Origin of the sequence: Streptomyces prasinopilosus, from assembly GCF_001419695.1 — a bacterium.
Classification (GTDB): Bacteria; Actinomycetota; Actinomycetes; order Streptomycetales; family Streptomycetaceae; genus Streptomyces; species Streptomyces prasinopilosus.
Window position 1 is genome coordinate 1 of record NZ_LIRG01000720.1, and the last position, 1,856, is coordinate 1,856.

Below are 1,856 nucleotides of genomic sequence, written 5' to 3' on the forward strand. Positions count from 1 at the left end.
GGGCGGCCAGCTCCCGCAGCTTCTCCCAGCGCCACAGGTGCGGGACGGCGCGGGATCGCGGGTGGGCCGGCATGAGGTCGCCGATCTCGGTCCACAGCGGGACGAGCAGCTCGCTCTCGAAGCCCCGGTACAGCTCCTCGAGCGCCGGGGTGACGTCGGGCTGGTCCGCGGCGCTGACGGCGCTCAGGCGGACGGGGGAGCCCGTGGCAGAGGGGGTGCTGAATGAGGTAGTCACGTGAGCAGCATCTCCTCCGTCCCAGGGAACGGACATGCAATTCTGGAGAGCAGAACGGACGACGCCGGGAGGCCCGTGATGGACAAGCCGCTCAAGACGCCGCCGCCGTACGCGATCACGAGCGTCGACCACGCGCTGCGGGCCGCGACGATGCTCCAGCTCGAGGGCTCGCTGACCGTCACCGAGGTCGCCGAGCGGCTCGGGGTCGCCCGGTCGACCGCGCACCGGCTGCTGGCCATGCTGGTCTACCGGGACTTCGCGGTGCGCGACGAGCGGCGCGTGTACCGCGCGGGTCCGGTGCTGGAGCTGGCGACGCACTCGCGTTCCCTGGTGTCGCGGCTGCGGACGGCGGCCCTGCCCCATCTGCACCGGGTGGTGGACCTGCTGGACGAGACCACGAACCTCACCATCCGCACCGGGGACACGGCCCGGTTCATCGCGAGCGTGGAGTGCCACCGGTCGCTGCGGGTCGGTTCCCGCGAGGGGATGGTCTTCCCGGCCCACCGCACGACGGGGGGACTGCTGCTGCTCGCCGAACTGAGCGAGGAGGAGCTGGCGGAGGTGTACGCGCCCGAGCGCTACCGCGACCGGCCGCAGGACCGTCCGGATCTCGACCGGCTGTCCAGGGAGCTGAAGGGCGTCCGCAAGGGCGGCTTCGCCGTGAACCGGAACCGTTCCGAGCGCGGTCTGGTGGCCGTCGGCGTCCCGGTCCGCGACCGGGAGGGCAGGACCCTGGCGGGCCTGTCGATCTCCATGCCCGGCGTCCGCTACGACCCGCACGACCTCCAGTCCCTGGTCGGCACCCTGCAGGCGGCGGCCCGGGCCCTGGGCGCGGACCTGGCGGCGACGGCGACCTGAGCGGCCCCGGTCCCGCGGTCCGGCCGGCCGCTCGCCCGCGGCCTGGAGCGGAGGGTCAGGCCCGGTCGTCCGGTGCCTGCGCCGGCGGTTCTGCGGCGCCGTCGCTCAGGAGGCCCGTCCAGCTTTCCGCGAGGAGGTCGATCATGGCTTCGCGGTCGGCCTTCCAACGGCCGGGGGTCCAGTTGCGGGCGACGTGGTCGAGCTGGGCGATGACGAGGACGCCGCGCAGGTGGCGGCTGTCCGGGGCGAAGCGGCCGGCCCGGTGGAGGCCCTCCTCGACGTCGCTGACGGCCTCGTCCAGCCAGGCGTTCACCAGTCCGCGCAGGTCGGGGTCGACCGCCGCCGCCTCGAACGCGGCCACCAGGTGGGGCCGTACGGAGTCCCAGCGGCCGGAGACGTCGTACAGCCACTCGGTGATCGCCTCGCGGCCGCCGTCCTGGACGACCTCGACCAGGCGCCGGGCGGTGGAGCGGCGGGCGGGCGAGTCGACGCGTTCGAGCTTCTCGTTCAGCTCGCCGATGAGCGCCCGCATCAGGTCGCTGCGGGACGGGAAGTACGCGTAGAACGTCACCCGTGTGGTGCCCGCCGCGGCCGCGATGTCGTCCACGGTCGTCGCGGCGTAGCCCTTGGTGCGGAACAGGTCGAGCGCGGAGTCCAGCAGGAGCTGGCGGGTCATCCTCTTCTGCGCCTCGCGGAGACCGGCCATGTCAGCGCCCCCGTCCCCGGACGTCGGACGGGAGGGGCGGGGGCGCTGACATGGCCG

The 1,856-nt window shown here is 73.8% G+C and carries 2 protein-coding genes and 1 pseudogene; 1 reads left to right on the forward strand and 2 read right to left on the reverse strand.

Features of this window, described 5'->3' with window-relative positions:
- Positions 1–235: pseudogene (locus AOK18_RS25190) on the reverse strand (cupin domain-containing protein); the annotation flags it as partial.
- A gap of 78 nt (positions 236–313) precedes the next feature.
- Here AOK18_RS25190 and AOK18_RS25195 point away from each other — a divergent pair.
- Complete coding sequence (locus tag AOK18_RS25195; protein WP_055570816.1) at positions 314–1,093, forward strand: IclR family transcriptional regulator; 780 nt, start codon at positions 314–316, stop codon at positions 1,091–1,093.
- A 55-nt stretch (positions 1,094–1,148) separates the two neighbouring features.
- Here AOK18_RS25195 and AOK18_RS25200 read toward each other — a convergent pair.
- Positions 1,149–1,856: TetR/AcrR family transcriptional regulator (locus tag AOK18_RS25200; RefSeq protein ID WP_240503309.1), on the reverse strand; the 708-nt coding region annotated here is incomplete at its 5' end.

What these genes read in the sequence shown, in the direction of transcription:
- AOK18_RS25195 (WP_055570816.1), top strand. Translation starts at nt 314, where the DNA reads ATGGACAAGCCGCTCAAGACGCCGCCGCCGTACGCGATCACGAGCGTC.